The sequence below is a fragment of the Gilliamella sp. App6-5 genome (assembly GCF_001690525.1).
In the GTDB taxonomy this organism is placed as follows: Bacteria; Pseudomonadota; Gammaproteobacteria; order Enterobacterales; family Orbaceae; genus Gilliamella; species Gilliamella apicola_H.
Map to the genome: position 1 here is coordinate 1 of NZ_LZGT01000019.1, position 25,502 is coordinate 25,502.

The 25,502-nt window shown below is 36.4% G+C and carries 18 protein-coding genes, 4 tRNA genes and 4 pseudogenes; 7 read left to right on the top strand and 19 right to left on the bottom strand.

The annotated features are described in order from the left end of the window. The 7 genes from tuf to tcdA all read right to left on the bottom strand — a co-directional run. A partial coding sequence (tuf, locus tag A9G24_RS02230; RefSeq protein WP_065637586.1) for an elongation factor Tu occupies window positions 1–1,038 on the bottom strand: 1,038 nt, incomplete at its 3' end. Window positions 1,039–1,221: 183 nt separating this feature from the next. Beyond that, window positions 1,222–1,297, bottom strand: a tRNA-Thr gene (locus A9G24_RS02235). Window positions 1,298–1,300: 3 nt separating this feature from the next. After that, window positions 1,301–1,375, bottom strand: a tRNA-Gly gene (locus tag A9G24_RS02240). 55 nt (window positions 1,376–1,430) lie between these two features. Next, window positions 1,431–1,515: transfer RNA gene (locus tag A9G24_RS02245), tRNA-Tyr, on the bottom strand. A gap of 33 nt (window positions 1,516–1,548) precedes the next feature. After that, window positions 1,549–1,624, bottom strand: a tRNA-Thr gene (locus tag A9G24_RS02250). A 162-nt stretch (window positions 1,625–1,786) separates the two neighbouring features. Further along, window positions 1,787–4,471 (bottom strand): bifunctional acetaldehyde-CoA/alcohol dehydrogenase, encoded by a 2,685-nt coding sequence (gene adhE, locus A9G24_RS02255; RefSeq protein ID WP_065637587.1) that lies wholly within the window; start codon window positions 4,469–4,471, stop codon window positions 1,787–1,789. A gap of 306 nt (window positions 4,472–4,777) precedes the next feature. Next, window positions 4,778–5,572, bottom strand: a complete 795-nt coding sequence (gene tcdA, locus A9G24_RS02260; protein WP_065637588.1) for a tRNA cyclic N6-threonylcarbamoyladenosine(37) synthase TcdA — start codon at window positions 5,570–5,572, stop codon at window positions 4,778–4,780. Between the two features lie 284 nt (window positions 5,573–5,856). Here tcdA and A9G24_RS02265 point away from each other — a divergent pair, with 284 nt between their 5' ends. After that, window positions 5,857–6,861, top strand: a complete 1,005-nt coding sequence (locus tag A9G24_RS02265; RefSeq protein ID WP_065637589.1) for a dihydroxyacetone kinase subunit DhaK — start codon at window positions 5,857–5,859, stop codon at window positions 6,859–6,861. Window position 6,862: 1 nt separating this feature from the next. Beyond that, window positions 6,863–7,492 (top strand): dihydroxyacetone kinase subunit DhaL, encoded by a 630-nt coding sequence (dhaL, locus tag A9G24_RS02270; protein WP_065637590.1) that lies wholly within the window; start codon window positions 6,863–6,865, stop codon window positions 7,490–7,492. 191 nt (window positions 7,493–7,683) lie between these two features. Here the strand turns inward: dhaL and A9G24_RS02275 are convergent. Beyond that, a pseudogene (locus tag A9G24_RS02275) lies at window positions 7,684–8,160 on the bottom strand (IS5 family transposase); the annotation flags it as partial. Window positions 8,161–8,226: 66 nt separating this feature from the next. Between A9G24_RS02275 and A9G24_RS02285 the strand changes: the two are divergent. Then, window positions 8,227–9,292, top strand: a pseudogene (locus A9G24_RS02285) (IS3 family transposase). 18 nt (window positions 9,293–9,310) lie between these two features. Here A9G24_RS02285 and A9G24_RS02290 read toward each other — a convergent pair. Next, a pseudogene (locus A9G24_RS02290) lies at window positions 9,311–9,600 on the bottom strand (transposase); the annotation flags it as partial. A 220-nt stretch (window positions 9,601–9,820) separates the two neighbouring features. Then, complete coding sequence (locus A9G24_RS02295) at window positions 9,821–10,666, bottom strand: DMT family transporter (protein WP_065566497.1); 846 nt, start codon at window positions 10,664–10,666, stop codon at window positions 9,821–9,823. Between the two features lie 121 nt (window positions 10,667–10,787). Between A9G24_RS02295 and A9G24_RS02305 the strand changes: the two are divergent. Together A9G24_RS02305 and A9G24_RS13280 are read left to right on the top strand one after the other, a co-directional pair. After that, window positions 10,788–11,869: pseudogene (locus tag A9G24_RS02305) on the top strand (IS3 family transposase). Between the two features lie 159 nt (window positions 11,870–12,028). Continuing rightward, complete coding sequence (locus A9G24_RS13280; protein WP_141673032.1) at window positions 12,029–12,184, top strand: integrase core domain-containing protein; 156 nt, start codon at window positions 12,029–12,031, stop codon at window positions 12,182–12,184. Between the two features lie 51 nt (window positions 12,185–12,235). Here A9G24_RS13280 and A9G24_RS02315 read toward each other — a convergent pair whose 3' ends face one another. The 5 genes from A9G24_RS02315 to A9G24_RS02335 all read right to left on the bottom strand — a co-directional run bounded on the left by A9G24_RS02315 (window position 12,236) and on the right by A9G24_RS02335 (window position 17,243). Then, entirely contained in the window at window positions 12,236–12,898 is a 663-nt protein-coding gene (locus tag A9G24_RS02315) for a class II aldolase/adducin family protein (RefSeq protein WP_065637593.1), read from the bottom strand. A gap of 27 nt (window positions 12,899–12,925) precedes the next feature. Beyond that, a complete protein-coding gene (locus A9G24_RS02320) occupies window positions 12,926–14,989 on the bottom strand; it encodes a BglG family transcription antiterminator (RefSeq protein WP_065579788.1) in 2,064 nt (687 codons plus the stop codon). Window positions 14,990–15,082: 93 nt separating this feature from the next. Then, window positions 15,083–16,468 (bottom strand): PTS galactitol transporter subunit IIC, encoded by a 1,386-nt coding sequence (locus A9G24_RS02325; protein ID WP_065637594.1) that lies wholly within the window; start codon window positions 16,466–16,468, stop codon window positions 15,083–15,085. A gap of 10 nt (window positions 16,469–16,478) precedes the next feature. Further along, window positions 16,479–16,757, bottom strand: coding sequence for a PTS sugar transporter subunit IIB (locus tag A9G24_RS02330; RefSeq protein ID WP_065566501.1), 279 nt, complete (start codon window positions 16,755–16,757; stop codon window positions 16,479–16,481). 9 nt (window positions 16,758–16,766) lie between these two features. Continuing rightward, window positions 16,767–17,243 carry a PTS sugar transporter subunit IIA gene (locus tag A9G24_RS02335; protein ID WP_065579785.1) on the bottom strand — a complete coding sequence of 159 codons (477 nt, stop codon included), beginning with the start codon at window positions 17,241–17,243 and terminating at the stop codon, window positions 16,767–16,769. Window positions 17,244–17,703: 460 nt separating this feature from the next. Between A9G24_RS02335 and glnD the strand changes: the two genes are divergently transcribed. Continuing rightward, entirely contained in the window at window positions 17,704–20,358 is a 2,655-nt protein-coding gene (gene glnD / locus A9G24_RS02340) for a bifunctional uridylyltransferase/uridylyl-removing protein GlnD (RefSeq protein WP_065637595.1), read from the top strand. 24 nt (window positions 20,359–20,382) lie between these two features. Then, complete coding sequence (locus tag A9G24_RS02345; protein ID WP_065637596.1) at window positions 20,383–21,306, top strand: AEC family transporter; 924 nt, start codon at window positions 20,383–20,385, stop codon at window positions 21,304–21,306. A gap of 117 nt (window positions 21,307–21,423) precedes the next feature. Here A9G24_RS02345 and A9G24_RS02350 read toward each other — a convergent pair whose 3' ends face one another. From A9G24_RS02350 to A9G24_RS12795, 4 genes are all read right to left on the bottom strand, one after another. Continuing rightward, entirely contained in the window at window positions 21,424–22,092 is a 669-nt protein-coding gene (locus A9G24_RS02350) for an HD domain-containing protein (RefSeq protein WP_065637597.1), read from the bottom strand. 17 nt (window positions 22,093–22,109) lie between these two features. Then, window positions 22,110–23,633: a hypothetical protein gene (locus tag A9G24_RS02355; RefSeq protein WP_065637598.1), complete on the bottom strand. Its 1,524-nt coding sequence runs from the start codon at window positions 23,631–23,633 to the stop codon at window positions 22,110–22,112. 114 nt (window positions 23,634–23,747) lie between these two features. Beyond that, the gene (locus A9G24_RS02360) at window positions 23,748–25,238 is read right to left on the bottom strand and encodes a hypothetical protein (protein WP_141673033.1); all 1,491 of its coding nucleotides are present in this window, start codon (window positions 25,236–25,238) and stop codon (window positions 23,748–23,750) included. Beyond that, a complete protein-coding gene (locus A9G24_RS12795) occupies window positions 25,201–25,383 on the bottom strand; it encodes a hypothetical protein (protein WP_065637600.1) in 183 nt (60 codons plus the stop codon). The genes A9G24_RS02360 and A9G24_RS12795 overlap by 38 nt, the downstream gene beginning before the upstream one ends. Window positions 25,384–25,502: the final 119 nt, after the last annotated feature.

The following is a 25,502-nucleotide window of genomic DNA, read 5'->3' on the forward strand; positions in this document are numbered from 1 at the left end:
TTCTGGTAATTCGATAGTACCTGTTACGTCAGTTGTACGGAAGTAGAACTGTGGACGGTAACCTTTAAAGAATGGTGTATGACGACCACCTTCATCTTTACTTAAGATATACACTTCTGATTCAAAATCAGTATGTGGTGTAATTGAACCTGGTTTTGCAAGTACTTGACCACGTTCGATTTCTTCACGTTTTGTACCACGTAGTAATACACCAACGTTTTCACCCGCACGACCTTCGTCAAGTAATTTACGGAACATTTCAACACCAGTACAAGTTGTTTTAGTTGTCGGTTTGATACCCACGATTTCAACTTCTTCACCAACTTTGATAACACCGCGTTCAACACGACCTGTGACCACTGTACCACGACCTGAAATTGAGAATACATCTTCAATTGGTAATAGGAATGGTTTGTCGATATCACGTTCTGGCTCTGGGATATAGCTGTCTAATGCTTCAGCTAATTCAACAATTTTGTCTTCCCATGCTGCTTCGCCTTCTAACGCTTTAAGCGCTGAACCACGAATAACTGGTGTGTCATCACCTGGGAAATCGTATTGAGATAGAAGTTCACGTACTTCCATTTCAACTAATTCTAATAACTCTTCATCATCAACCATATCACATTTGTTTAAGAATACGATGATGTAAGGAACACCTACTTGACGACCTAAAAGAATGTGCTCACGAGTTTGTGGCATAGGACCATCTGTTGCTGCTACGACTAAGATAGCACCGTCCATTTGTGCCGCACCAGTGATCATGTTTTTAACATAGTCAGCATGGCCCGGGCAGTCTACGTGTGCGTAGTGACGAGTTGGTGTATCGTATTCAACGTGTGAAGTATTGATGGTGATACCACGTGCTTTTTCTTCTGGTGCGTTATCGATTTGATCGAATGCACGAGCTTGACCGCCGTATTTTTTAGCAAGAACAGAAGTAATTGCTGCAGTTAAAGTTGTTTTACCGTGGTCAACGTGGCCGATTGTACCAACGTTAACGTGGGGTTTTGTACGTTCAAATTTTTCTTTAGACATTGATTGTCCCTCAAATGTAATACAAATCGGTGGTGATTCACCACATTAACCAAGTATCATATTTAATATCAACATAATACTAACTTAAAATTAGCTCTGAATGATAACAGATAAAGCTATCTAGTGACAAGCATTAAAGCAGGCAAATTCGATATTTTTAGAAGTTTAGGAAATTAACAAGAATGGTGCTGATAGGCAGATTTGAACTGCCGACCTCACCCTTACCAAGGGTGCGCTCTACCAACTGAGCTATATCAGCAATTGGAGCGGGCAGCGGGAATCGAACCCGCATCATCAGCTTGGAAGGCTGAGGTAATAGCCATTATACGATGCCCGCATGTTCAAACTCGGCTACCTAAATGCTTCAATTAGCTATTGCTAATATTAGATGATGGTGGTGGGGGAAGGATTCGAACCTTCGAAGTGTGACACGGCAGATTTACAGTCTGCTCCCTTTGGCCGCTCGGGAACCCCACCCCGAATCTTTATAAATTTGTCTACTTAGGAAAATGGTGCCGGCTGCCGGAATCGAACTGGCGACCTACTGATTACAAGTCAGTTGCTCTACCTACTGAGCTAAGCCGGCCTAAGTGCTGCGCATTATGAACTAGAACATTTAACCTTGCAAGCAAAAAAAACAAATTTTATTTTGTTTGATTAAAAAAAAATCAAAAACATAAAAAAGACCTGAAATTCAAACTATTCCAGGTCTTTTTTTAATCAAAGTGTAAATTTATATTATTTCTTTTTAGCTAGTTTTTTTAGAACTCTCCACACCTTTTGCTGCGGTATGTACAGCAACATCCTCACTAATGTCCCCTCTATCCTGATATGCACGACCATAATAAGTATCAAGCAGAATTTGTTTTAACTCTGCAATTAAAGGATAACGAGGATTTGCCCCTGTACATTGGTCATCAAAAGCATCAACAGCCAATTGATCAACCTGTGCTAAGAAAGTGTTTTCATCGACTCCAAATTCCTTAATTGAGAATGGGATATCAAGATCTTTTCTAAGCTGATCTAACCAAGCAATTAATTTCTCGACTTTCATCTCATCTTTATCAGTAGCTGCGGTTAAACCTAAATGATCAGCAACTTCTGCATAACGGATAATTGCTTTAGGATAACCATATTGGCTAAATGTGCCCTGCTTAGTTGGTTTGTCAGTTGCATTAAAACGCACCACATTACTAATTAACATCGCATTTGCCACACCATGTGGAATATGGAAAGCTGCCCCAATTTTATGCGCCATTGAGTGACAAACGCCAAGGAATGCCTGAGCAAAAGCAACACCGGCTAATGTTGCTGCACTATGCACTTTTTCTCGAGCAACAGGATTTTTGGCACCTTCTTTATAACTTGTCGGTAAGTAGGTTTTTAACAGACTTAATGCTTGTAAAGCTTGGCCATCAGAAAACTCACTTGCCATCACCGACACATAAGCTTCTAAAGCATGTGTTACTGCATCATAACCACCAGCAGCACAAAGTGAGCGAGGCATATTCATCACTAAATTTGCATCAACTATTGCCATATGAGGCGTAATAGCATAATCCGCTAATGGATATTTTTGACCTGTTGCATCATCAGTAACAACGGCAAACGGAGTCACTTCAGAGCCTGTACCTGATGTGGTTGTTACACAAATAAGTTTTGCTTTTTGTCCCATATTTGGGAAGTGACAAGCACGTTTACGGATATCCATAAAGCGCAATGCTAATTCTTCGAATTTAGTTTCAGGATGCTCATATAAAACCCACATGATTTTAGCAGCATCCATTGGTGAACCACCACCTAAAGCAATAATGGTATCCGGTTGGAATGCTTGCATTGAGTCGGTACCTTTACGGACAACACTTAATGTTGGATCTGCTTCAACATCAAAGAAAGTTTCGCAAATAACACCTTGTGCTTCTAATTGATCAGTGATTTGTTTTGAATAACCGTTGTTAAATAGGAATTTATCCGTTACTAAAAATACGCGTTTTGCGCCTTGCTCAACCACTTCACTTAAAGCAACAGGTAATGAGCCACGTTTAAAATAGATAGAACTTGGTAGTTTATGCCATAACATATTTTCTGCTCTCTTAGCGATTGTTTTCTTATTGATTAAGTGCTTTGGTCCAACATTTTCAGATACCGAGTTTCCACCCCAAGAACCACATCCTAAAGTTAAAGATGGTGCTAAATCAAAATTATACAAATCACCAATACCACCATGAGCTGCTGGTTGATTAATTAAAATACGGCAAGTTTTCATTTTACTACCAAAATAAGCAATACGTTCACGGTTGCTATCTTGATCAGTGTAAAGAACAGAAGTATGCCCCATTCCCCCCATTTCAACTAACTTTTCTGCTTTATCAACAGCCTCATAAAAATCTTTCGCTTTAAACATAGCAAGCGTTGGGGAAAGTTTTTCATGGGCAAATGGCTCAGATAAATCAACATTATTCACTTCACCAACCAGGACTTTTGAACCAGCAGGCACTTTAAGACCAGCCATTTCAGCAATTTTTGTTGCTGGTTGACCAACAATATTGGCATTTAATGCACCTTTATCGTTTAAAATGATGCCTTGCACTGCTTGTGTTTCTTTAGCATTTAAAACATATGCGCCATATTGGGTTAATAAACGGCGCACTTCATCATACACAGAATCAACCACGACAATAGCTTGTTCTGAAGCACAAATCATACCATTATCAAAGGTTTTAGACATAAGTACAGAAGCCACAGCACGTTTTAAATCAGCCGTTTCATCAATAACAACAGGTGTATTACCCGCTCCAACACCTAATGCTGGTTTACCTGAACTGTACGCTGCTTTGACCATACCCGGTCCACCCGTTGCTAAAATAGCAGCCACATCATCGTGATGCATTAATGCATTTGATAATTCGATAGATGGTTCATCAATCCAACCAATAATATCTTGTGGTGCACCCGCTTTAATTGCCGCATCTAACACAATTCGAGCTGCTTCAATCGTTGATTTTTTAGCTCTAGGATGTGGAGAGAAGACAATTGCATTACGTGTTTTTAGACTAATTAAGGATTTGAAAATTGCGGTAGAAGTTGGATTAGTGGTAGGAACAATTCCACAAATAATACCAAGTGGTTCTGCTATAGTAATAGTACCAAATGGTTCATTCTCGGCCACGACGCCACAAGTCTTATCGTGACGATATTTATTTAAAATATACTCAGCGGCAAAAAGATTTTTTATGACTTTATCTTCAACAATTCCCATTCCTGACTCAGCAACAGCTTGCTGTGCAAGAGGGATACGTGCAGCGGCAGCGGCGGTTGCTGCTGCCACAAAGATTTTGTCAACTTGCTCTTGAGTATAAGTTGAATAAGTCTCCTGCGCTTTTTTGACACGAACCATTAACTCATTTAACTCATTCATATTAGTTACTGCCATAGATTTCTCCTTGAAATTAAAAAATAAATCGGGATCGTTTGGCGTCTTCCATGAAACTATTTAATGCTTAAGCATAATAACAAAACGAAATTGACGTTATCGTAAATCAGATTTTTACTTTATACAATAATATATTGAATAAAAAAAAGCATGTTACTAAAAGTAACTAATTTATTTATGCTTTGAACCACTGAAAAAGAAAAGAAGTCATTAGACAGTAAACAAAAGGGTAACTACTTGTAATAAATAAGTAGTTATCTTTTAATGCGATTTGTGATCAAGAAAAAAGTGATTAGTTCTAAAAAGTTATACGTTACACAATTTATTTAACACATAACTAACAGCCACAAAACCAAAGGTAGCAGTAACTGTTGTAATTGCTCCAAATCCTGATTCACAGTCCATTTTTTTAGGTCCTTCTGCGTCACTTTTTGTAAAGCATATTTGTCCATTTTTAGCTGGATACGTTAATTGTTCCGTTGAAAATACACAAGGAATGGCATATTTACCTTTACTATCTTTGTTTAATTTATAATTGTGCTTTAGCTTTTCACGTAACTTCGCCGCTAATGGATCTTGAATGGTTTTGGCTAAATCAGCAATTTTAATTTGTGCTGGATCTTTTTGCCCACCAGCCCCACCAATAGTAATCACTTTTAATTTTTGTCGCTTACAATATGCAAGAACCGCTGCTTTATCATGAACACTATCAATTGCATCGATAATATAGTTATACCGTGGTGATTGCTTTGTTCCCAAATATTCGCTGACGTTATCGATATTAATAAAGTCATCAATTTCATTCACCACACATTCAGGATTAATTTGTAAAATACGCTTTGCCATCACTGAGGTTTTAGCTTTACCTATATTAGATTGTAAAGCATGAATTTGACGATTAGTATTTGTCACACATACATCATCCATATCAATTAAGGTAATTTGACCAATTCCGCTACGCGCAAGCGCTTCTGCAACCCAAGATCCCACACCGCCAATGCCAATTACACAAATATGCGCTTGCAAAAAACATTGCAAGGCTGATTCACCATAAAGCCTTGCAATACCGCTAAAACGTTGAAGATAAGATTCTGTATTCATAGACAATGATTAATGGTGCTTATACTCAAACACCTACTCTCCTGAAACTTTTTCACAAATTATAACTGTAATATTATTTTATAAACAAGTTAATAATAAATATTAGTGATACTATACCTTTTCAAGAATAAAAAACTAAATTTCTAGCTCTCATAAAGATCAACTAAATCATCCCGATGATGCGCAATAAGTAGGATATTATTTGTCATTAATTGTATTCGTTTGAGTTATTAATTTTCCCTACAATAAAACGTTGTTAACTATAATTAAAGAGGAAATAAAGAATGCGCAAACCCAAAAAACTACTTAATGATCCCAATAATGTAAGACAAGAAGTCATGCAGGGATTGATCTATGCCTATCAGGGTAGATTAACTGCAATTTCTGAACATTGTGCCGTTTATGGTAACCATATTGCTAACGATCAAATTGTTATTGTCTCGGGTGGTGGTAGTGGACACGAACCAACCTTTGCAGGATTTATTGGTAAAGGCGGTATTGATGGCTGTGCAATTGGCGAAGCTTTCACATCGCCATCTCCAGATCAAATTATTGAAGTCACCAAAGCTATAGAAAAAGGAAAAGGCGTACTATTTTTGTATGGCAACTATTCTGGTGACGGAATGAATTTTGATATTGCAGCCGAAATATTAGGAGAAGAAAATATTGTCATCAAAACGATTCGAGCAACGGATGATATTGCTTCAGCACCATTATCTAAGATTTCTGATCGCCGTGGCGTTGCTGGTATTATGTTTTTATACAAAATTGCTGGCGCTGCCGCACAATTTGAAAAATACGATCTTGAAAATCTCTACCAAGTTGTATCAAAAGCAAACAACAATGTTCGTACCATCGGTGTCGCCCTAGATGGATGCGCATTACCTCAATCAAATCATTTCAATTTTGAATTAGATGATAACGAAATTGAAATTGGTATTGGTATTCATGGTGAAGCAGGGTTGCGTCGACAAGCTATAACATCATCTGATGAGGTTGTTAAAGAGATGATAGACAGCCTGTGTAATGATTTACCGTTTAAAAAAGGCGACCGCGTGTGTGTATTAATTAATAATTTAGGCGCACTGAGTAATGCCGAACTGTTCATTGTAACACGTAAAGTCGGTATTGAGCTGGATACACGCGGCATAATCAGCCACGATGTCGTTGTTGGCCATTTTTGTACATCCCTTGAAATGTCTGGTTTTTCAATTAGCTTAATGAAATTAGATGAAGAATTACAACATCTTTATGATTTACCTTGCCAAACATTAGGATGGAGGAAATAGAATGAATTTATTACAAGTTCGTAAAATGATGTTATTTACTGCCGAAAAAATGATCGAAAGTGAACCAACATTAACCGCTTTAGATCAATTAGTGGGCGATGGTGATCACGGCATCGGTATGAAACGTGGATTTACAGCTATCATGGTGCTACTACAAGACGAAAAATTTCAACCAACGAATATAGGTGATTTTTTTACGCAAATTGGTACAAAATTAATGATAAGTATGGGCGGAGCTTCTGGTGCTATTTTTGGTACTTTATTTAGAGCGGGCGGAAAAAGTATTACAGGCGTAACAGAGTTTGATTCCGATACATTATCAAAACTCCTTAACGAAGGTTGGCAGGCAGTCTATCAACGCGGCAAAGCCAAACCAGGGGATAAGACTATGGTTGATGCCTTAGCCGCTAGTGCAACAACCGCAAGTCAATTAACATCTACGAAGTTAATCGATGCGCTACCTAAAATAGCACAATCTGCTATGGAAGGCGCGGAAAAAACGAAACAGATGATTGCTGTATTTGGACGAGCTAAAAATTTAGGCGAACGCGCAATTGGTTACATGGATCCGGGAGCGGCTTCAATGGCGTATATCTTAAAATATATGAATGAATATATCCAAACCCAATAAAACAATAAATCCGCCGATATCATCGGCGGACATCATCATCACAATATCGATAAAATAATATTCTAAGTATTATTGATAAAATGTCTAAGTATTCAAACAACATCTAATTTTTTAATATAAAATTTTTTACTGATGCACTATTTTTCTATTAATTGACTAGGGGCTGTTGATCTTTGCTGTACATAAATCACTCAACAATACATTGGCAGCCACATTAACATAAATGCCAGTGATACCATACTGGCATAATTCCTTTCTAACTTATCGTATCTAGTTGAGATTGAACGATATTGCTTGATTCTAGCAAAGGCATTCTCGACTAAATGACGATAGCGATAAAGGCACCTATCCATACTGCTTTTATCTATATCCTTACCATAATTACGTTTAGCAATCACCGTTCGTCCGCCTTTTTGACGAACAAAGCACCGAAAAGGCTCGCTGTCATAACCTTTATCGGCTATCACTGTATTCACTTCATCGAGCTTTTCAACTAGGTTTTCTGCATAAGTGATATCATGTCGTTGTCCTTCAGAAAGCTCAAAAAAAATAGGCAAACCACCACTATCAACCGCAAGATGAATTTTAGTTGAATGACCGCCACAGCTCTGACCTATTTGCTCGGAATGCTCCGTTGCAGCGCCTGTACTATGTTGATGAGCCCTGATCCTCGCCAAAAAAGTGGACAAAAGTCGCCTCTATGATATAAACAAAAATTATAGGAGACAAATATCATGGTCAAAAAATTTAGTATCGAATTCAAACAACAATCAGTGGATTATGCGTTATCTAATGCACACCTTTCTATCAGCGAACTTGCCAACCCTCTAGGTGTGGGTAAATCAACCCTAGATAAATGGATTAGGCAACTTTCCCCGAATAAAACTAGCCGTCGAGAGTTAACCGCTGAGCAACAGCGGATTATGGCGTTAGAAAAAGAGATTAAAGAACTGAAAATGGCCAATGATATACTAAAAAAGGCGCATGTGTACTTCATCAACAATCCAAGTCGGTGAAGTACGCTTATATGAAAAATCATTTAATCTGCTATTCCGTTACTAGGGTATGCTCATTACTTGGTGTCAGTTCATCGGGTTATTTAGCCTAGCTAAAAAGAGCAAACAAATCAACCAAACTCAGCGAGTATATCCAAAAGCAGTATTGGCAACATAAAGCCCGTTTGGGTGCGCCAAGCCTGCTTCATGATGCAAGAGAAGCGGGCTATCAAGTTTCAGAAAGGACAATTAGCCGTGTTTTGCAACAATTGGGATTACGGAGTAAAGCAGCACGTAAATTCAAGTATAAAACAGATACGGCTCATCACAATATTGCGCCCAACCCGTTAGATAGGCAATTTAACCCTGATAAGCCGAATACGACATGGGTAACCGATATTACTTATATTAAAACGGGTGAAGGTTGGTTATATTTGACGGTGATTATCGATTTATATGGACGAAAAGTGATTGCTAGGCAAACGAGTCGCTACATAGACCGCCATTTAGTGTGTAATACATTAAAACAAGCCTTATTTCGGCGTCAATTTCCTAAAAATGTACTCATCCATAGTGACCAAGGAAGCCAATATTGCAGCGCTGATTTCAAGCAATTATTGTTACAATATGGGCTAAGGCAAAGCATGAGTCGAAGAGAAAACTGGCTAATAAAGCACTATTTGAATATATTGAAATCTATTATAATCGGATACGCCGTCATTCAGCCAATGGCTGGGTATCACCTGAACAATATGAACAACAATATTACCAAAATGAAAAAATGATAGAGGTGGGCACTGTCTAATATTTTGGCGAGGATCACCCTGATAATCGAGCCATCTAGGAACACCCATTCAAAATCCGCTAGTTGTGATAAATGTTTGAAAATATCAACTAATATTCCTTTTTAGACCACAAATTAAATCGCCTATAGACGGTGCTCCATCCACCAAATTCTTCTGGCAAATCTCGCCAAGGAATACCGGTTCTCATTCGGAAAAGGATCCCTTCAAACGTCATCCGATGCTCGGATTTATTATAAACTCGGCCGGTATTTTTCATTATTTGTAGTAGCTTTTCCCACCGTTTATCTGTTAGCATTGTTCTTGGCATGATGAATCGAGTTAGGGTTGTTTTTTGCAGAATTATTATAACTCACATCATGCCGTCTAAAAAACAATCACGAAAGATCAACACACTCTAATTCTTTGAATTATTTGAATTCTTTTTGATAGAAAGTTGTAACTAATTTTCCATCCGCTTTAGCAACTACAAAAAGTAAAAACTGAATTCTAAATTGTACCGAATTCAGTCTTAAAAAAGGATAGAAAAGTCATTTATTTTTAGCAAAGAAAATCCCGACTATAACAATAAATATTCCTAGAATCTCTTGGAGAGATAGATTTTCATGAAAAAGAATATAAGCATATAATGCGGAAATAACAGGCTGCATAAGAACTAATATTGATGCAAGGCTAGCAGATATTTTTCCTAGAATATAGCTAAGGCCACCTTGCCCTAGTATTTGGGAAAAAATAGCTAACCCAATAAGAGGCCATAGTTCTCTCCAACTTGTAGGGTAACTAACTCCCTCCATAATTAAACTGGCTAATAAAAGGACAACAACTGAGCCAAAGGCACTATAATACATAACTTGTACGCTAGATACTCTAGTTCTTACTTTGTAAACAATGAGTAAAAATAAGGCATAAAAAATAGATGTCATAAATGCAAGAAAATCACCAAAGACATTTCCTTCGTTAGTATTTTGTTTACCGGTGATCAGGATAAAAAGCCCTAATAAAGCTAAAAACAATCCTAGTAAAAATTTTTTTGATATTTTTTCTTTATATAAAAAATAGCAGGCCGGCACTATACTAAAAGGGACTAAATTTGCTAATAAATTTGCATTTGCGACTGTCGTATATGAGAAAGATATATTCCACAGTATTAAATCCCCTGCTAGAAATCCTCCAGAAATATAGAGTAAAAGTTTATCTTTACAGATCACTTTATTCCTTTTTTCTATTTTAAAAAAAGGATATAGTATTGGAATGCTAAACAGTACCCTATAAAAACCTGTACTAATAGGTCCTAATTCACTTAATTTGACAAAGATCCCTCCAGTGGCTAAAAATGACACAAAGAGTAATGTAAGGAAAAAATATAAATATCTCATTGAACGGCTACCTTAATATATTGTTTAGTATTTTTTATTGTTACAATGTGTAACTATCCCCTAAAATAGTACAGCAAAAAAGTAGAAAATTCTCTATGATAAAAGTAAAGGGGATTTAATTATGAAAAAAATGACTGAACATCAAATCGTCGCTATTTTAAAAGAAGCTGAAGCGGGTATTCCCGTTAAAGAACTGTGCCGTAAATAGGGCATGGCAAATTCAACTTTCTATAAATGGCGTGATAAATACGGTGGTATGGAAACCTCTGATATTAAACGTTTAAAGGAGCTTGAGGCTGAAAACCGTAAGCTTAAACAGATGTTTGCCGAACTGAGCTTAAAATCCCAGCTTAATGAAGAAATCATAAAAAAGCTTTAGTGCCAACTGGGGCACGTAAAACGTGAGCACAGCAACTACAACAAAATCATTCTGTTACTATTGCTATGAGTTGTGCCATTGTTGGCTTAAGCCGTTGTGCTTACTATTATCAACCTAAGTTACTGGATGATTCGGTGATTATTTCGGTGTTGAATGCTATCACAGACCGGCATTTACGCTGGGGCTTTCCCAAATGTTTTAATCGCATCAGAAAGCTTGGCTATAAATGGAATCATAAACGGGTGTATCGGGTGTATTGTGAATTAAAGCTTAATCTCAGGGTAAAGCGTAAACAGCGCATTCCTCCACGAAACCCAGAAAGGCTATCAGCACCCAATAAACAAGGTGAATGTTGGTCAATGGATTTTATGAGTGATAGTAGTGGTAATCAACGTCGCTTTAGGACATTCAATGTCATCGATGACTTTAATCGTGAGGCGCTAGGCATTGATATTGCAGTAAGCTTACCGGCAGGGCGAATTACCCGTTACTTAGATAAACTGGCTGAATATCATGGGTATCCATTAAAAATACGAGTCGATAATGGACCAGAATTTACAGGAAAAACCTTTATAAACTGGGCTAAATCCCATGATATAGCCATTGATTATATAGAGCCCGGTAGCCCATATCAAAACGGGTATATTGAACGATTTAATCGCACCTATCGCATAGAGGTATTAGATTTATATTTATTTAATAATCTGGAACAAGTAAGAAAGGTAACCGAAGAATGGCTAACCAGTTATAACACCGAAAGACCGCATGAGGCATTAAATAACATGACACCGCTCGAATATAAAACATTAAAACAGGCAGCTTAATTTTCTACGTAAGTTGTGTACTAAGTTTGGGGTATTTACAAAGTGAACACTTATTTGTTAAAACGTCCCATAGCCATCGTATTAATCAAAAATTCACCAAACCCGCCTGCCCACAAACGAATGGGAAAGCCGAAAGAGTGATACGAACTTTGAATTGCGATGTGGTATAATCAGCATATATTTAGCGATTCACAAGATAGAAAACAAAAACTGAAACGCTTTATTAATTTTTATAATACCGTTAAACCGCATAAAGCGATTTCAAGGAAAACGCCTTATGAGTTTTTAGAGGATTATTTTAACCATGAAGTGTAAACAACTCGGCGTTTTCCTACAATTAACGTATTAAAATAAATAGACTAAAAATTATTTTTTAAATTTAATTTGTGAAGGATAGGCCCAACGCTGTAACTCCTCTGACGGAAATCCACCCGGATCTTTACCGCCATTAATCAGTAAAGCATGATAGTATATTTCAGCCATTTCTTCAATATATGCAGCTTTTAATACAGCTTCATAAGGATCTTTGTCTACGGCAATAGCACCATGCTTTTCCATTAAAATGGCATCAGCTCGTTTTATGGGTTCTATAACGCTATTTGAAAGGTCTGGTGTACCCGGTCGCCCATAGGGTGCAACAGGGATCACACCATCTTTTAAATTAAGAATTGCACACTCATAAACAACGGCTGGAATAGGTTTTGCTAATACAGCAAATGATGTTGCAAAAATAGAATGCGTGTGTGAAATAGCAAAAACATCTGGACGAGCTTTATAAATCTCAAGATGCATTAAACACTCACTGGTTGGTCTCAATCCTGAATCGGCTTCAATAACGTTAGCATCAAGATCCATCACAACAATATCCCGAATTGTTAACAACTTTTTATCAATTGTTGTTGGCGTGACAAGAACATATCCTGACTCTTTATCACGAACGCTAGAATTACCTGCTTTATGTTTACAAAGTCCCCACTCACTCGATGTTTTAGCCATGTCGACCACATATTGTTTTTGTATCTCTAACATTGTGTAACTCCTATTTTGACAAGATATTCATTGATAATTGGCAAACAACTCCCAAATTTCATTGCTATTTTTGGCATTTCGTATGCGCGTTGCGCCTTCGTGAAATTCTAATAATTCATTTAATTGGGCAAGTGCTTTAAGGTGTTTTTGTGGATTATTTGTTGCTAAAACAACAATTAAATCCGCTTGCATATAACCACAAATAGTGATTCTTTCTGATAGTTTAAGTAAAGACATAGCGACTTTATTTACACCATCATCAATGCCAGCATGGGCAATAATTAACCCATCGACTAGCATAATGTAAGGTTGCTCAAATTGGATTTTATTCACCATTCTTTCAAGATAATCACTTTCTATGGATTGGTTGTTTAACAATGGCTGTGCGGCTAATGCCAATGCGTCCTCCCATGCTATATTCACTTTTTCTATAATGTTGATATGTTCTTTTTGCATTAAGTCGGCTAATGAGGGGATTTCTTGTTGTGTTATTAGTACGGGGTTATCATTCATTTCATCGTTATAAAGATATGCAGTTAACTCCTTTTGCAGTGCTTTTTGATCTTTGATATTGCTATATTTTTCAATAATAAACATCAGCTCATCAACTTGAATAATGCTAGGATCAATACCTTGTAAAGTGCCAATCACTTGATGACGAAAAGCATTTTTATGAAAATTATTCAGTGAAGGATTAACAATAAATAACAATTTATCGGTAGATAAATGTGAGGTAGAAAAAACAATATCATAATAATGATGATATTTTTCGAACTCACGTTTAGACATGGCATCAGAAAAATGTAATTCAGGAAGCAATACTTGTAAAGTCAGGTAAAGATAAGTTGAGACAGTTGCACTATTTTCGCAAACAAAAATTGCGATCTTCTTTGTTTTAATTCGGTTGATCAAACCTTCTCGAGTTAACCAACCGCCCAAAAGTACAGTAATAAAAGCGACTTCTTCATCTGGCATATTACAATGCAATATTTTTTCAAAAGGGGAAATCGCTTTTCGTACCATTTCATGTAAGTGACCAAACTCTTGCAATACAATGTCATATACACTGTTGATATTAGAAATATGATATCGAATACGATAATAAGCAGGTTTCCAATGCTGATAAATGCGTTCAATCAGTTCGCTCTTATCTTTAAAGGTGATACAACTAATCTGTTCAAAATTAGCAATAACCTCAACAACACTTTCTAATAGCACCGCATCTAAATGGAAATATTTATCGGATAGAGTTTGTATATTAGAGCTTTGCACTAATACCATTAAAAAAATTTGCTCATTAAGATCAGTAATACCAAATTTTTCAATGAGCTTTTTCAATAATTGAAAATCACGACCATTTGCAACTTCAGTATAATTTTCTGGCAAAAGCGCAATTTTTTTATCGGTTTCTATGCGCTGTAACATAAAACAAATAAAGTAAGTTAGCTCTTGCAACTGCTCATCAGTAAAAACAATTTTTAATTTCTTTTCTATTTCGCTAAATACCTGTCCTACTTGTTCTAAGCGGCCTTGGGTAATAATCTCATTTTCTCTAAAAATTTTGTCAGCTATTGGCATACTAATAATTCGACGAATTAATTTTAGCAACAAATAACGTTTGTCAATTTCATTACCGATAATACGATAACCATTCTCGCGGTCATAGTTGATTTGTAAATGATATTGAACAATCATTGCTTGTACTTTTTTGATATCATTGATAACGGTGTTTTGACTGACAGTAAGCGATGAAGAAAGATGTATTAACGACATCCTTTCCGTTCTAATTAACAGAAAAAAGAGTAGTAAATGAACTCGTTCATCTTCAGAATAAATATAACGTCCAATAGCAAGCGATACAGGCTCATCCCTAAAGGTTTCGATCACTAATTTAGGAACACTAAACTTACCAGTTTTAAATCGTTTAATTAATTCAAGATTAGATGATTCAAGAAAGTCATTAATTTTCTTAATGGTATAACTAAGCTGTTTACGAGTTAACCCAAATTCAGATTGAAGCTCAACGCCACTCATATTTGGATTATGAATTAATGCTTTTAAAACAGCATGAATTCGCTTATCGACAACCATATAATAATTACCTTATTGTTCGTTGTCTGATGGTAACTAACCTTACCACCAGATTTACTGCAAAATATGTTCAACGAATACTTTAGAACTCATTTATTCATTATTTTTTTCTGCTATATCCTGCATAGCCTCTTTACGCAGTTCACGGGCATAAAAGCAATACCCCACACACCAATAAACAGCAAAAAATAATGGAGCAAAATAGCCTTCTAAGCATTGCCAAATAAATGAAAATGCATAAGTAAAAATAGGCGCATCAATTGAACTATTTGAAATTAGCTGATTAGCTGGGATATCAATAGCCTTAGTTGTTAATCCTAAATCGGTAATAATCGGTGCAAATTGAGTTCCAACAAATAAGAAGAATGGCACACCAATGATGGCTAAAATCACCATTCTTAATGTGTTTCCTTTAGTTAAAATATATGCAGGAACAATAAGTGCCAAATTGATAATGCCAGCAAAAGGGAGAAGCTTGTTACCAGGTAAAATAACAGCCCAAATTAAGGTAAAAGGAATAGCTGCGATAACTGTAAACCAAATCTCACTTGAACCACCCATAAATGGCCAATCCAAGCCAACAAATAATTTACGTCCAGCAAAGCGTTTATTCATATATTCACTAATTGCTTCAGAAATTGGCGATAATGCCTGCATAAATAACTTAGAGATCATTGGAAATAACATAAGCGCTGTAGCGGCTTGCACACCCAGCATTAGGATAGCAGCAAGATCATAACCAGCAATAAGTCCGAAAGTGACACCTAATAAAAAACCAATTACATGATTTTCAGCAAAAATACCAATTTTTGAGCGTAATGTCGCTGCATCCATTGGTTTATTTAAAATAGGTATTTTGCGAAGGAGTAGATCAAAAGGATAATAAATCGCACTGAAAAATAACATTCTATGAGTACAAGTTACCCCCGGAATGCCCGTTAGTTTTTCAATTCGATGTTGGTTAATATCCCCCGAATTAAGCTCTAATATGATCTGCAAAGTAGCAATAATAAAAGCAAGAGGCAAAGCCACAACAGCACCTAAAATTGGGGTAGCGATAGCAACCACAATAAATGCGGTAAAAATTTTTCCCCACACATTCCATAAGTCTGCGTTAAAGGTATCAGTCTTTTTTAGTACCAACATTAAAATATTGACACCTACTTGCAAAGGAAACATAAGAAAAGCATATGGCCAAGCCCAAGATACGTTCGCCATAGTTGTCCAACCGCCATCGATAATACTCAATTCAATCCCTGTTCGCTCCATCATAGTTTGCGCAGCTAAGCCAATAGCACCCACCATAAAACCAATCAACATACTCATACCAACAAATGCCACACCTAGCGTAATGGCAGCCGAAGCGCCATCTCTAAATTTCATGCGTACAATTAAACCCGCAATGAGCATAATGAATGGTACAAAAACTGGCGCACCTAAATTCAAAATATAATTTATAATTGTTCCTAAAAATTCCATATTTGTACTCCTATTTACAGGCATCAATTATTTTTTGTAGCTCTGCTTCCATATTTATTCCTGTTAGAAACGCAATACCATTGATGACAGGAATAGGGTACTGTTTTTCAATTTTAGTTATCGCTATATAAGCAGCACTATTTTTAATGTGAGTATCGACAGATTTCAGATCCACAACTTCTACTTTTATCTCATCAAGATTCCGTTCTTTTAATAAACGAGTCACCTTGCTGGCGACGGTTTGTGATGTGGCCACTCCGCTGCCACATGCAACAATAACTTTTTTCATAATGCCTCCTTATAAATTGATATTGGATGTCAATAGTGTAAAAATTTCATGTTCAGTTTTTGCGTGATAAAGTTCTTCTAAAAAACGCGAATTCACAAAGCAGGACATCAATTTTTGCAATAAATCAATATGCCCATCCTTTTGATTAAACCCTAGCAAAAACACAAAGTTAGCCTTTAACAAATGGTCATTATTTGCCATTTCACGCCATGGAATAGTTCCTTTGGATCGAGTAAAAAAGATAAACGGTCTAATAACATGTTCGACATCAGTATGCGGCATCGCAACCACATAAGGCTCAGTTGGTAATGCTGTAGGAAATGAAGACTCTCTTTGTTTAATTGCATCTAAAAAGGAATGATTCACATAACCACCACTTTTTAAAATAGGAAAAGTAAAATCGAAAAATTGATTTGTATCTTGAAAGTCTTTATCTAAAAGAATCAAATCTTCAAAAAACATTTGGTCGTTAGATTCATTTCCCATTTCATCCTCCATCATGATGTGATCAGCAAACTTTTAGAAATATTGTTAATTTGCTATTGCTAGAATTAAATCAACACTAATTTGATAGCATCAATTGTAGGAAATTAAGATAAAAGAAACGAATGGATTTGATACCAAATAATATCCATGATATTGCTCATCACAGGGACAATGATGTAACTCTCCCTTAAACTATTGCAACTCAGAAGTAGCAATTCGCTATTATAAAAACAAAGGGAGGTAAACTAGAAAACCATGATAAAACACCAAATTGTATCAATATAAAAAAACAAGCGCAGAAATTCGAGTTAAATCTCTATGCTATGGAGTGGCCTCTAAATAATTTAAATAAGATACGTTAATCAACGTCATTGTTAATGATAACAAACTGTTGCTTGACAGCAACGTGAAATCGGGTAAGGATATTGTTTAATATTTTCTCTATTTTAATGTTGTTACTATGAATCAAACGCACTTATCTTACCCTGTCTCTCCCCTTGATTTTAGTGATGATCAGATAAATGTTAGCTACCTTAAACAGCAACTTGATGAGTTTCAGCAATGGTCAATGGCTCAATTTGAGCAACAAACAGATATTGATATATTAGTGCATTTGCGCAGCCAATTTATTGACCGTTTACTTCAGCGTTTGTGGTGTTTTTACCAAATTCCTAAACATGTCTCTTCTTTTTTCAAACGTAATCGCATCGCTTTGGTTGCCGTTGGGGGCTATGGTCGGGCTGAATTACATCCATTGTCAGATATTGATATTTTGATTCTAAGTGACTACCCATTGACTAAAGAGATTGAAAAACAGATCGGTGATTTGGTTCGCTTGTTATGGGATTTGCATTTAGATATAGGTCACAGTGTTAGAACATTGAGAATTTGTCTACAAGAAGCGAAAAATGATATCACCATAATGAGTAATTTGATTGAATCAAGACTTATCTCTGGCAATCAATTACTATTAGATGAATTACACAAACAAATTTTTAGCGATAAGATATGGCCTTCTCGTGCTTTTTATAAAGCAAAAATTAAAGAACAACAAAATCGCCACCAGCAGTATCACAGTACCTCTTATAATCTAGAACCTGATTTAAAAAATAGCCCAGGCGGATTGCGCGATATGCAGATAATCCAATGGATCGCCATTCGCCATTTTGGGGGTGAATTTTTACAAAAAATGGCTGACTTCAATTATTTAACCCCTGAAGATATTGAAGACTTCAAAACTTGCCGTAAATTTTTATGGCGAATGCGTTTTGCCTTACACTGCGTGATCTCACGTTATGATAACCGCTTGCTTTTTGATAGGCAGCTTAGCATTGCCAATATGCTAGGTTACAAAGGTGAAGGTAACACACCAGTAGAAAAAATGATGCACGACTACTACCGTGTCGCTCACAATATTACTGAACTCAATCAGATGTTATTACAACTGTTTTATGAATCGATACTTGAGCATAACCCAAAAAATAAACCTTATGATATTGATGAATATTTTCAAATTAGAGAAAACTTAATTGATATAAAAGATGATAACCTCTTTAAAAAAGATCCTGTCATGATTATGCAGCTTTTTTATACCATTTTGCTTAATCCACAAATTACAGGGCTTTATTCAAACACCATTAGGCAGTTACGTTCGGCAAGAAGAAAATTAAAAGCTTTGCTATGTGAAGATCCTAAATCTCGACAAATTTTTATGATGATCATCAAACACCCTGACGCAATAAAAAAAGCCATTTTACCCATGCATCAATATGGCATATTAGCCGCATATATTCCAGATTGGAAGCATATCGCTGGCATGATGCAATTTGATCTTTTTCATGCTTATACCGTTGATGAACATACCATTCGATTGCTAATTGAATTAGATAACCTAAAAACAGATAGTGGCAAACAAAAACATCCTAATAGTTCTAGGGTATTTGCTAAATTATCCAAACCCGAACTACTTATTATCACAGGTTTATTTCATGATATAGGTAAAGGTCGACATGGTGATCATTCTGAAATAGGTGCACAGCTCGTTGAAAAATTTTGTCAATTACACCAGCTAGATGCCAAAGATACCGATTTAATTATTTGGTTAGTACGCTATCACTTACTGATGTCGGTAACCGCACAAAGTCGCGATTTGCAAGATCCCGCCGTCATTAGAGAATTTATTCAACAAGTAAAAAGTAAGCGCCGCTTACAGTATTTGCTCTGTTTAACTATTGCCGATGTTTGTGCAACCAATGAAACGCTTTGGAATAGCTGGAAGCAAAGCCTAATGCGTGAGCTCTATTTTACCGCAATGCGATCTTTTGATTCAGGTATCCACCAAATTCCAGAGCAACGAAGTATTGCAAGGCAACACAAACAAGACGCACTCGCGACTTTACTCAAACAAAATTACGATGAATGGCAAATCAAGAATCTTTGGCAAGACTGTCGAGTTGACTACTTTCTGCGGTATACAACAGAACAAATTGTTATACATGCTCAAAATTTATTACATCATGATTTAACGCAAACCTTAGTGTTAATCAATCCAAATCCATACCATGGTGGCAGTGAGATTTTTATTTATTCGCCAGATAGGCCTTATCTATTTGCAACTGTTTGTAATACACTCAGTATGCATAATTTAACTATTCATGATGCACTCATTATTACCAATAAAAAAGGCTTTGCCCTTGATACATTTATTGTACTTGAACCAAATGGGCAAACAGTGCAAGCAGATCGGCATCAAGGTATTATCAAAGCTCTAGAAAAGGCACTACAACACCCCGTTTATCAAGGAGTAACAATTAAACCACCAAAGAAAAGATTGCAATCTTTTTCTGTACCAACACAAGTCAATTTTTTATCCGCTTTCAATGAAAGACAAACGTATATGGAGCTCATTGCATTAGATATGCCAGGCTTACTTGCTTGTGTTGGCGAGATATTTGCTAATTTAGATTTATCATTACGGAGTGCTAAAATTGCCACTATTGGTGAACATATTGAAGATTTATTTATCTTAACAGATAAATACAACAATGCACTGGATGATGCTACCTGTAATCAATTACGAGAATTGATCGTAACTACCATTGATTCAATGAACTAATTAATCAAATTAAAGACATCGCTTATGCAATTTTTTATTATTTTGTTTCCCATTTTTGCTATTTTTATTGTCGGGTTTATCGCACAAAAAGCCTTAAATTTTGATGTTGCTAATCTATCAAAAATGTCACTTTATGTACTATCCCCATTTTTGGCATTTAAAACATTTTATACGCATACGTTAACAGCCGATTATTTATTTTATATCGGTTATATTTTTGGTCTCTGTTTTTCATTAGTCCTTATCATTTCCATTTGGTCTATGATGATGAAATATTCAGCCAAAGAGCGCTGTGCCATGATTTTAAGTTCATGTTTTATGAATAATGGTAATTATGGTACCCCTGTACTTTTAGTCTTTTTTGGCGCCGTGGGATTTGACCTTGGCGTAATTATGATGGTATTACAACAATTTGTAATGAGCACAGTTGGCATCTATTATGCAGCAAAAGGCAGTGCCCGTAGTGATATTGTCAGTCAAAAAGATGTCATCAATAAAGTTATCCGCATGCCTGTGGCTTATGGTGCTTTATTAGGTATGCTTTTTCAGTTATGCCATATTCCTTTGTCCAAATCCATCATGACATCCATTGGCATGATTGGCGACTCATCAATCGTTGTCATTATGATTATTTTGGGAATGCAACTAGCCAAAATCAAGATCCAACAACTGGATTATCCTAAGCTTTCATTTTCATTACTAACCCGAATGATCATTTCACCGTTAGTTGCATTTGGCATGGTCTATTTTATGCCTATTTTACCAGTTTATAAGCAAATATTAATCGTATTAGCGGCCATGCCAAGTGCCGCCAATACCACTCTCATGTCAGTACAGTTTGATACTCATCCCGAACTGGTATCAAGTGCAACCTTAGTTAGTACATTATTAAGCTTAATCACATTACCTATTGTGCTATGGCTTGTTGGTGCACCAATACCGTTTTAATCGTAAAAAGCGCTCTCTAGTCTGAGAGCGTTGCGCCAGATAGTTTAAAATCCGTTTTACAGTCGCCAAAATCATTGCCCACACTTTACCGTTTATAAAAAATAAAACAGCGACTAATTAATCCTTACCTAGCCACTCTTTTTCAAACTGATTGACAAACTCAACCAAAAAATGATGCCGTTGCTCAGCGAGCTTTTTAGCTATTGGGGTATTCATCTTATCTTTAAGCAAAAAAAGTTTTTCATAAAAATGATTAATAACGGTATTGCCTTGTCTATAATTATCTTCATTCAATGCTGTTCTTGGTGAAATATCAGGATCGTACATAATATGATGTTTATTGCCGCCATAATAAAAGGTGCGAGCAATGCCAATTGCCCCCAATGCGTCTAAGCGATCGGCATCTTGTACAATTTGCCCTTCTAATGATAATGTTTTTTTCTGATTAAGATTTTTTCGATATGACATATTTTCAATAATGTCAAAGATCATTTTAATTTCGTTATCGGTTAACGCCTGTAATATTAAATAATTACGCAACTCCATGATAGCTTGATTCACATCAGCAACGACTTTTTCATCAATCACGTCATGCAAATAAGCACTCACAATCACAATAAACGCATTCGCTTTTGGTTCATGCTGTAAAATCTGCTCGGTCAATCTCACCACGCGCTCAATATGCGCCATATCATGCCCCGAAAAGTCATTAGCTAATTTTTGTTTAACAAAAGCTTGTATGGCTTGAATCACGCCCTGTTTATATTTATTTGTTTTATTATTCATAATATTATAGCAACATTTTAATTTACACAGACCGTGCCATAACTCGTGTCACCCCAAGTACTAACCATTCCTATATTAGAGTGTACTTGAAGATTCATAAGGGGCTCGTAAGAAGGTTTATATGTATTTTGCGTCCAATAAGTCCGATGACTTGCGAAATTACTACCAGGGTAGCCCACGTTAATGTTAGCAGAATCACGAGTTTCTCCCCATTCTGAAAATAGCCCTCCACCAATACGGCGTTGGTAGTTATTACCTTGACCCGCTAAGCCTTGATTCCAATACTGAGAATTAGCATTAGTCAGTTGATCAACTGTAGGTATTTGATAGCCTAACTGATTACAGTATTGTTTAGCCTGAGCATAACTATGACTAATACCATTATCATTCTTTCTTGCGATAAACCATTTTTTAATGGTAAAACTATATACTTTATTCGTTCTGGCTTTATCGGAATATAAGATAAAGGTCGTCGGTACTGCGGTTGCTGCCTCGGCAGCGCTAGCCCCCTCTTTGGGTCCAACTAACCGAATCTTGGCAATGCTGCCATTGCCTGTTATATTTAAATCAATGCCCGATGTTGCTGGTGACTTGTCAAACGTCATCTCACTGCCTAAGCTATCAACCATATCCATGGTAAAAAATAGTCCATATGCCCCCATGGTTGGAAAGTTTGATGCTGGATTATTTAAATCTTGACGTTTAAAGCCTTTTGCATCATCCCACTCGCTTGGTGGCCCTGAATAATTCGACCCACTCCAATTATTTTTGCGACTATTGCTTAAATATAAGTTAGGCTTGGCAGAATAAGTACAAGCGCCTTTAGGCGGATTTAGATAATATATAACATTATTACCGTACACCATCGGAGTTGAATTAGGGTAACCATAAGCTGTTGATAAGGTAAAAGTATCATGAAACATTTGGATACTATACGGTGCATAGCAATCCTGAAAGGTATCATCTAATCCCATTTCAGTACCATTGGCATCTCGACCAGTAATGGTTAAATTCCCTGTTGCGGTAATATCACCATCGCCATCTTTATCCGCCCAAAAACCATTATTATTCAGCAAATCGGTCATTGAAATAGCACTTTGACCCGATGGAATAAGCGTTTTAATATCGCTAAGTTTTATACCATCATGCGGCAATGGTATTGGATTGGCTTTAGATGAGGGATTGTTTTTTGGGGTTAGCACCTTACCATCAGGTAGCTCAATATCTAAAAATCTATCCGTATCCCATGATTGGGTTTGCCCACCATCAAACGTTAAATAAGGCGCCGAACCCTGTATTGCTTTTGCAGTTTTTGCGGGTTCAACATTAGGTAACACAGCAAATAAAGGATAGCTAATCCCCATTAAACAACAAAAAGGTAAAATTGATTTAAAGGTGATTAGGTTGTTTATGAATTTTAAATACAAATCACAAAGCAAGTACTGTTTATCCTCATAAAAAAACGGAAAAAGATAGTTTAACTGTCTAAATGGTTTTATTTTATTCTTTTTTATTAAAGCCAGTTGCTTTTTTGAGTTCATGTTACTATTCCTTTACATAGACATCCACATAAATACAAAACACGAGTGCAATTATTTTTGTGAAAGAATGCCTCGCTGTTGCTGGTTTATTTAATTATTCATCACTACATATCACTAATTGACACATACCGTATGACCACTGCCAGGCCAAACGCCAACACTCCCCATATTGGAGTATACTTGAAGATTTGTAAGGGGTTCGTAAGGAGATTTATATGTATTTTGAGTCCAATAAGTATAATTGCTAACCATATTACTACCAGGATAGCGGTAATTATTTACCTCACCCCACTCAGCTAAAAGCCCACCACCAATACGACGTTGATAATTATTTCCCTGACCTGCTAAGCCTTGATTCCAATAATGAGAATTAGCATTAGTCAGTTGTACAACTGTAGGTATTTGATAGCCCAAATGATTACAGTATTGTTCAGCCTGAACATACTGACTTACAGAATCTTTCCTTGCGATAAACCATTTTTTGATGGTAAAACTATATACTTTATTGGTTTTGGCTTTATCGGAATATAAGATAAAGGTCGTTGGTACTGCGGTTGCTGCTTCGGCAGCGCTAGCCCCCTCTTTGGGTCCGACTAATCGAATCTTGGCAATGCTACCATTGCCCGTTATAGTTAAATCAATACCCGATGTGGCTGGTGACTTGTCAAATGTCATCTCACTGCCTAAGCTATCAACCATATCCATCTCAAAAAATAACCCATTCATTCCGGTTGTAGGAAAGTTTGATGCAGGGTTATTCAGATCTTGACGTTTAAAGCCTTTTGCATCGTCCCATTCACTCGGTGGCCCTGAATAATTCGACCCACCCCAATTACCTCGACTATCACTCAGAAAAAGACTCGGCTTCACAGAATAAGTACAAGCACCTTTAGGCGGATTTAGATAATATATAACATTATTACCGTACACCATCGGAGTTGAATTAGGGTAACCATAAGCTGTTGATAAGGTAAAAGTATCATGAAACATTTGGATACTATACGGTGCATAGCAATCCTGAAAGGTATCATCTAATCTCATTTCAGTACCATTGGCATCTCGACCAGTAATGGTTAAATTCCCTGTTGCGGTAATATCACCATCGCCATCTTTATCCGCCCAAAAACCATTATTATTCAGCAAATCGGTCATTGAAATAGCACTTTGACCCGATGGAATAAGCGTTTTAATATCGCTAAGTTTTATACCATCATGCGGCAATGGTATTGGATTGGCTTTAGATGAGGGATTGTTTTTTGGGGTTAGCACCTTACCATCAGGTAGCTCAATATCTAAAAATCTATCCGTATCCCATGATTGGGTTTTGCCGCCATCAAACGTTAAATAAGGCGCCGAACCCTGTATTGCTTTTGCGGTTTTTGCGGGTTCAACATTAGGTAACACAGCAAATAAAGGATAGCTAATCCCTATACAACACAAAGATAAAATGGATTTTAAAGTGATGAAATTAGTTTTTAATATTAACGATAAATCATCACAAAGGCATAATTTACGTACGTAAACAAATAAAAAATGACATATGCCTAGCTGTTTAACTGTGCTAATTTCATTCTTTTTTCCAATCTGTTGCTCCATTGACTTCATGACAATGTTCCTTTACATTGATATCCACATAAATACAAAACGGCATAGCAACAATGCTGGTATAATTTTTACAATTTTCATATTGTGTGCCGATTGTACGATAATGTTTAATTACTGCAAATACATCTTCAACAAAAAATGACATTCATAAATCATTAACCAAGTCAATACCATTATAGTATAACTGTCAGGTTTTTACACAATATTTTTTAATATACTGATTACTGATACCACTGAAAATTAAGCCATTCCACCATCTATTCC